The 6,666-nt window shown below is 31.0% G+C and carries 6 protein-coding genes; 4 read left to right on the plus strand and 2 right to left on the minus strand.

The features are described from left to right. Positions 1-1,003 precede the first annotated feature (1,003 nt). Complete coding sequence (locus ACE3PD_RS10655; protein ID WP_374402277.1) at positions 1,004-2,170, minus strand: proline dehydrogenase family protein; 1,167 nt, start codon at positions 2,168-2,170, stop codon at positions 1,004-1,006. A 94-nt stretch (positions 2,171-2,264) separates the two neighbouring features. On the opposite strand from ACE3PD_RS10655, the gene aroB reads away from it, so the two are divergent. After that, positions 2,265-3,332, plus strand: a complete 1,068-nt coding sequence (gene aroB / locus ACE3PD_RS10660; protein WP_374402279.1) for a 3-dehydroquinate synthase — start codon at positions 2,265-2,267, stop codon at positions 3,330-3,332. Here the strand turns inward: aroB and ACE3PD_RS10665 are convergent, their stop codons facing one another. Continuing rightward, on the minus strand, positions 3,333-3,494 hold the full coding sequence (locus tag ACE3PD_RS10665) for a hypothetical protein (protein ID WP_374402282.1): 162 nt from the start codon (positions 3,492-3,494) through the stop codon (positions 3,333-3,335). Positions 3,495-3,631: 137 nt separating this feature from the next. Here ACE3PD_RS10665 and ACE3PD_RS10670 point away from each other — a divergent pair, with 137 nt between their 5' ends. The 3 genes from ACE3PD_RS10670 (at position 3,632) to ACE3PD_RS10680 (ending at position 6,504) form a co-directional block, all read left to right on the plus strand. After that, the gene (locus ACE3PD_RS10670; RefSeq protein WP_374402284.1) at positions 3,632-5,041 is read left to right on the plus strand and encodes an arginine decarboxylase; all 1,410 of its coding nucleotides are present in this window, start codon (positions 3,632-3,634) and stop codon (positions 5,039-5,041) included. An 11-nt stretch (positions 5,042-5,052) separates the two neighbouring features. Further along, positions 5,053-6,027 (plus strand): deoxyhypusine synthase family protein, encoded by a 975-nt coding sequence (locus ACE3PD_RS10675; protein ID WP_374402286.1) that lies wholly within the window; start codon positions 5,053-5,055, stop codon positions 6,025-6,027. An 87-nt stretch (positions 6,028-6,114) separates the two neighbouring features. Further along, positions 6,115-6,504 (plus strand): DNA primase, encoded by a 390-nt coding sequence (locus tag ACE3PD_RS10680; protein ID WP_374402288.1) that lies wholly within the window; start codon positions 6,115-6,117, stop codon positions 6,502-6,504. Positions 6,505-6,666 lie beyond the last annotated feature (162 nt).

A 6,666-nucleotide genomic window follows, 5' to 3' on the forward strand; every position in this document is an offset into this window, starting at 1 on the left:
AGATTCTTCGTGTATTTCTACGAATGTCTTTAATGAAATTCTCTGCTGTTTTTTTCTTAGGTGTTTTCATACTATTTCAAAGTTAATAATTTTTGAAAACACTCTCTTAGTTTTGAACTAAATCAGTCCACTTTTTGCTGATGATTTACATCAGTTTAATTATGCCTTTCTGTCTAGCCATAACTTCAAAATTTTGTTAAACATTCATCTAAAATCTCCTTCATTCCATCAATAAGTTGCAACCACATTTTGAATGATTAAAGCAAAGATTACAAAGCATTTCACAAAAGAAAAAGTCAAAGATGTACCATATGTCCAAAATCGACACAAGTGTCTTAAATTAACATAAAAAGCCAATAAATAAGTATGAAAAATTATAACTAAATTGCAAAAGATTTTCTGCACATCAGAAGTAAGTCATAGCTTAATCAAAGGTATAGATAAAGTATGAAATTGAATAATCAGAGGGTGTGCATCTATCCAAAGGACATACAACGAATAACAGGCAAGAGTTATCGTCAAAGTACTAGATTGATGCAAAAGATAAAAAAAGACCTCAACAAACACGAAAATGAGTTTCTAACAATTGAAGAGTTCTGTACATATAGCGGCATAAAATATGAACAAGTAACTCACTTGATTTTTGGTTAAAATAGGGTTAATACAAAAACAAATTTTAATCAAGAAAAGGACTTATAAACACTTAAATAACCAGTTCATTTTTTAGTATCATTTAGTAATAAATTAATTTGTAAAAGATTATAAAAATTATTAAATTTACTGTATTAAGATTTAATGATATTTGTTTCTATATGCAAGGAGCAAAATCGAGACCTTTGATTTTTAGACTTATATAATTTATTATATATGAGCGTATTATGAGGAAAGTTCGAATCCCTCATCGCCCACAAAAAATTTAATCCTACAGTAATGTAGGATTTTTTGTTTTTATCATATTTATATCAAACCATAAAAAAATCCCGCACTAGCGGGATTTTATCATTTATAACTTTCTACGTTCTTTTTCTTTCTTAATCAGTGTTAACTCTCTACTAGTTTGTCCAGCAACTGAAGTATTTTCTTCTGCTCTTCTTATTAAGTAAGGCATCACATCTCTTACTGGACCAAATGGTAAATATTTTGCAACATTATAACCTTCAGCTGCCAAATTAAAGCTGATATTATCACTCATCCCTAATAATTGTCCGAAGAAAATACGTTTATCATTTTTAGCAATTCCTTTTTCTTGCATCAATTGCATCAACTTGTATGAACTTTCTTCATTGTGAGTTCCTGCAAAAACTGCCATAATATCCAAATGATCTACCATATAAGAAACAGCAGAATCGTAATTTATATCAGTAGCTTCTTTTGAAATACAAATTGGAGATTTTTGTCCGCGTTCTGCCGCTCTTTCATTCTCTTTTTCCATATAAGCACCACGAACTAATTTCATCCCAATATAAAAACCTTCAGCTTTTGCTTGTTCATGAAGATTTTTTAAATAATCCAATCGATCCCAACGATACATTTGTAACGTGTTGAAAACAATTGCTTTTTGCTTGTTGTATTTGCGCATCATATCGGTAACAATTGCATCTGCTGCATCTTGCATCCAACTTTCTTCTGCATCAATTAACAATAAAACGTCTTTTTCAAATGCTGTTTTACAAGCTATATCAAAACGTTCGATAACTCTGTTCCATTCTTTTTGTTCGTTTTCAGTTAAATAAGCCTTCTCTCCTACTTTTTCGTATAAGGCTAAACGTCCAAATCCTGTTGGTTTAAAAACCGCAAACGGAATAGCTTCCCTTTCTTTAGCAAATTCAATTGTTTTTAAAGTCATGTTCAAAGCAGCATCAAATTGCGCTTCTTCTTCTTTTCCTTCAACTGAATAATCTAAAACCGAAGAAACTCCTTTCGTATACATTTTATCTACCACACGAAGACAATCAGTTTCATTTACACCACCACAAAAGTGATCAAAAACAGTAGAACGAATCAATCCTTCTACTGGCAAATGCGCTTTTAAAGCAAAATTAGTTACGGCTGTTCCAATTTTTACTAAGGGTTGACTATCGATTAATTTGAATAAAAAATAAGCTCTTTCTAATTCGGTGTCACTTTTTAAAGCAAAAGCAACTTCTGTATTATTAAATAGTGTGTTCATTGTGTTTTGAAATAAGGTGATACAAATATACGCCACAGTTATCGAATAATAAATAAAAAATGACGTATTTTGCAGTCAAATTTTACACATTTTCATGCAAACCATACAAGCAACTAATTATTACGTATTTTTTAATGAAACAGGTTATGAAAAATTAGCTTCGTATCTTGTTCCAACACATTATTCTAAAATTTTCATTCTAGTTGATGATAATACATCTCAGTTTTGTTTGCCGCATTTACTAAATAATTTGGCAACCGAAATTGAAATTGAAATTATTGAATTGGAATCAGGTGAAGTTCATAAAAACATTGCTACTTGTACAGAAGTTTGGGCTGCTTTGTCAGAATTAGGAGCCGATAGAAAAAGTATCATCATCAATTTAGGCGGTGGTGTAATTTCTGATTTGGGTGGATTTGTAGCTTGTACTTTTAAAAGAGGAATTGATTTTATCAATATTCCTACTACATTGCTTTCCATGGTAGATGCGTCTATTGGTGGAAAAAATGGGGTTGATTTAGGAAATTTAAAAAATCAAATCGGGATTATTCGCGAACCTAAAGCTGTGATTATTGATACCGAATTTTTAAGTACTTTATCACAAAGAGAAATGCGCTCCGGATTAGCTGAAATGCTAAAACATGGATTGATTTTCGATAAGAACTATTGGAATAAATTTAAAAGATTAAAAGATTTAAGCACAGATGATTTAAACGAATTAATTCATCAATCTATTGAAATAAAAAACACTATTGTTTGCGAAGATTTAACCGAGAATGGAATTAGAAAAGCACTAAATTTCGGACATACTTTAGGTCATGGAATCGAAAGCTATTTCTTAGAAAATGAAAATAAAACGAGCTTACTTCACGGAGAAGCAATTGCTGCAGGAATGATTCTAGAAAGCTATATTTCTAAAGAAAAAGGATGGCTAACTAATGAAGAATATCACGAAATTAAATACATTATAAATGATATTTTTGAACGTATTGAATTCAATGAAAATGATATTAATCAAATCATTGAACTATTGATTTACGATAAGAAAAATGAATTCGGAAAAGTACAATTTGCACTTCTTGATGGAATTGGAAAAATAAAAATCAATCAAGAAGCTGACAATAAATTGATTTTCAAGGCATTTGAAGATTATGCTGTCTAATTATTTTTTTACATTTTCTTTAAATAATAGCCATTTTATTTTTTTAACTTTGCACCGATGAAAGAAAACAACTATACGAACAATTTCAACAGAATTCTTAGCAATAGGAATGCTGACTTGTCTATTATTGATCGGCTGTTCTTTTCTATTTTTTGTTTTCATATAATTGATTTATTCGCGTTATCGAAGACTTTTAGCGAAAAACTATTGATTCGATTTGCAAATATTAGGGTTTGAAAATTAAGATTAAAAACAGGTAAACATTTAAGCTTTTTTAATTTTTAATCTTATTTTTCAAAATGAATACAAAATATTACGACTTAATTAATCAGACTTTTTACTTTCCACAAGAAGAATTTACTTTAAATAAAGACGAACTACAATTTCATGGAATTGATTTAATGAAATTGGTTGAAGAGTACGGAACTCCTCTGAAATTTACCTATTTGCCTAAGATTTCTCAAAACATTAATCGTGCGAAAATGTGGTTCAGAAATGCAATGGAAAAACATGATTACGATGCTAAATATTTTTACTGCTATTGCACAAAAAGTTCTCATTTTGAGTTTATTTTAAACGAAGCTCTAAAAAACAATATTCATATTGAAACCTCTTCTGCTTTTGATATTAATATTGTTGAAAATTTAATGGAGCAAGGTAAAATCAACAAAAACACATTTGTAGTGTGTAATGGGTTTAAAAGAGCTCAATATGTTGAAAACATTGCACGATTGATAAATAATGGTCATAAAAATACGATTCCTGTTATTGATAATTTTGAAGAATTAGATTTACTTCAAGAGCAGATTGATGGTAAATTCAAAATTGGAATTCGTATTGCAGCTGAAGAAGAACCAAAATTTGAGTTTTATACATCTCGTTTAGGAATTGGATATAAAGATATCGTTCCATTTTATAGAAAGCAAATTGCTGAAAATAAGAAAGTAGAATTAAAAATGCTTCACTTCTTTATTAATGCTGGTATTCGTGATACAGCGTATTATTGGAACGAATTATTAAAATGTATGAAAGTGTACATTGCTTTGAAAAAAGAATGTCCTTCATTAGATAGTTTAAATATTGGTGGTGGTTTCCCTATAAAAAATTCATTAGCTTTTGATTACGATTACCAATATATGGTAGACGAAATCTTAAACCAAATCAAAATTGCTTGTGACGAAGCTGAAGTAGCTGTACCACACATTTTTACAGAATTTGGTTCGTTTACTGTTGGTGAATCTGGCGGTGCTTTATACCAAGTGTTATACCAAAAGAAACAAAATGATAGAGAGAATTGGAACATGATTGATTCCTCTTTCATCACTACCCTACCAGATACTTGGGCAATTAATAAACGTTTTGTTATGATGGCGGTGAATCGCTGGAATGATACGTATGAAAGGGTATTATTAGGAGGATTAACTTGTGATGGCGATGATTATTACAATTCGGAGCAACACATGAATGCGGTTTATTTACCAAAATACAACAAAGAAAAACCATTATACATCGGATTCTTTAATACAGGAGCTTATCAAGAAACTATTGGAGGTTTTGGAGGATTAAGTCACTGTATTTTACCACAACCAAAACACATTTTAATTGATAAAGACAAAAACGGAATTATTGCTACCGAAGTATTTTCAGAGCAACAAAAAGCCGAAGACGTTTTAGAAATTTTAGGATACAACAAGAAAAAAGAACAATAAAATAAAAAGTAATGAGCAAAGGACCAATTAGTCAGTTTATCGAGAAACATTATCTTCATTTTAACTCAGCTGCTTTAGTAGATGCAGCAAAAGGATATGAAGAGCATTTATTAGACAACGGAAAAATGATGATTACATTAGCAGGTGCCATGAGTACTGCAGAATTAGGAAAATCATTAGCCGAAATGATTCGTCAAGATAAAGTACATATTATTTCTTGTACAGGAGCTAATTTAGAAGAGGATATCATGAACTTGGTAGCTCATAATTCTTATAAAAGAGTTCCAAATTACAGAGATTTATCACCACAAGAAGAATGGGATTTATTGGAAAATCACTATAACCGTGTAACTGATACTTGTATTCCTGAAGAAGAAGCTTTCAGAAGATTACAACAACATTTATTTGATATTTGGAATAATGCCGATTCAAAAGGAGAAAGATATTTTCCACATGAATTTATGTACCAAATGATCAATTCAGGCGTTTTGGAACAATACTATGAAATCGACCCAAAAGATTCTTGGATGGTTGCAGCTGCTGAAAAGAATTTACCAATTGTAGTTCCAGGATGGGAAGACAGTACAATGGGCAACATATTCGCTTCTTACTGTATCAAAGGTGAATTCAAACCTACTACAATGAAAAGTGGTGTGGAATACATGATGTGGTTAGCGGATTGGTACACGAAAAATTGCGAAGGAAAAGGAATTGGTTTCTTCCAAATTGGTGGTGGTATCGCAGGAGACTTTCCTATTTGTGTTGTTCCAATGTTATATCAAGATATGGAAATGCATGATGTGCCATTTTGGAGCTATTTCTGTCAGATTTCTGACTCAACAACTAGTTATGGTTCGTACTCTGGAGCTGTTCCAAACGAAAAAATTACTTGGGGTAAATTAGATATTACAACGCCTAAATTTATCGTAGAGTCTGACGCTACGATAGTTGCGCCGTTGATGTTTGCTTACGTTTTAGGCTGGTAAAATTTTTAAAAAAAATATTAAATTTTACTTGAAAATATAAGCTAAGGATATTACATTTGACGAAATTACAAGATTAAAACCTACCCAATGAAAAGAGTTATTGTTGATTACGCTAAATTAACAAATGAAATCTTAACCTTACTAGTTGAGAAATTTCCTGACGGATATGATGATTCGGATGTTATTCGTTTTAAAAATGCTAAGAATGAAACGGTTGAAGCTGTAGAAGTTCGTACTGAAGACACTATTTACTTGGTAAAAGTGAGTACTAAACTTGCTGATAGAATCGAAAACTATGACGAGGATGACATTATCGAAGATGATGTGGTAGCAGTACCAGATGAAAAAATCGGAGCTTTAAAAGACTTAGATATCGATGAAGACGATGAAGACGATGACGATTCAAATGATTCAGATGATATCGAAGATTCAGTAGACGGAGACGACGATGATGCTGATGAAGACGATGAAGATTAATACATAAAAAAAAGGGATTCTAAATAGACTGCCCCCAAAAAGTTAGACACTATTTGGGGGTATTTTTATGGAAAGAAAAGTCAAGTATGATTATGCATTTAAGTTAGAATGCGTAGAATTAGTTTTAAAGAAGCATTATTCTTGTGAATTGGTTTCTAAACA

The organism is Flavobacterium sp. (assembly GCF_041911335.1).
Classification (GTDB): Bacteria; Bacteroidota; Bacteroidia; order Flavobacteriales; family Flavobacteriaceae; genus Flavobacterium.

Coding starts and splice junctions, on each gene's coding strand:
- ACE3PD_RS10655 (WP_374402277.1), bottom strand. CDS start 2,170: ATGAACACACTATTTAATAATACAGAAGTTGCTTTTGCTTTAAAAAGT.
- aroB (WP_374402279.1), top strand. CDS start 2,265: ATGCAAACCATACAAGCAACTAATTATTACGTATTTTTTAATGAAACA.
- ACE3PD_RS10665 (WP_374402282.1), bottom strand. CDS start 3,494: ATGAAAACAAAAAATAGAAAAGAACAGCCGATCAATAATAGACAAGTC.
- ACE3PD_RS10670 (WP_374402284.1), top strand. CDS start 3,632: ATGAATACAAAATATTACGACTTAATTAATCAGACTTTTTACTTTCCA.
- ACE3PD_RS10675 (WP_374402286.1), top strand. CDS start 5,053: ATGAGCAAAGGACCAATTAGTCAGTTTATCGAGAAACATTATCTTCAT.
- ACE3PD_RS10680 (WP_374402288.1), top strand. CDS start 6,115: ATGAAAAGAGTTATTGTTGATTACGCTAAATTAACAAATGAAATCTTA.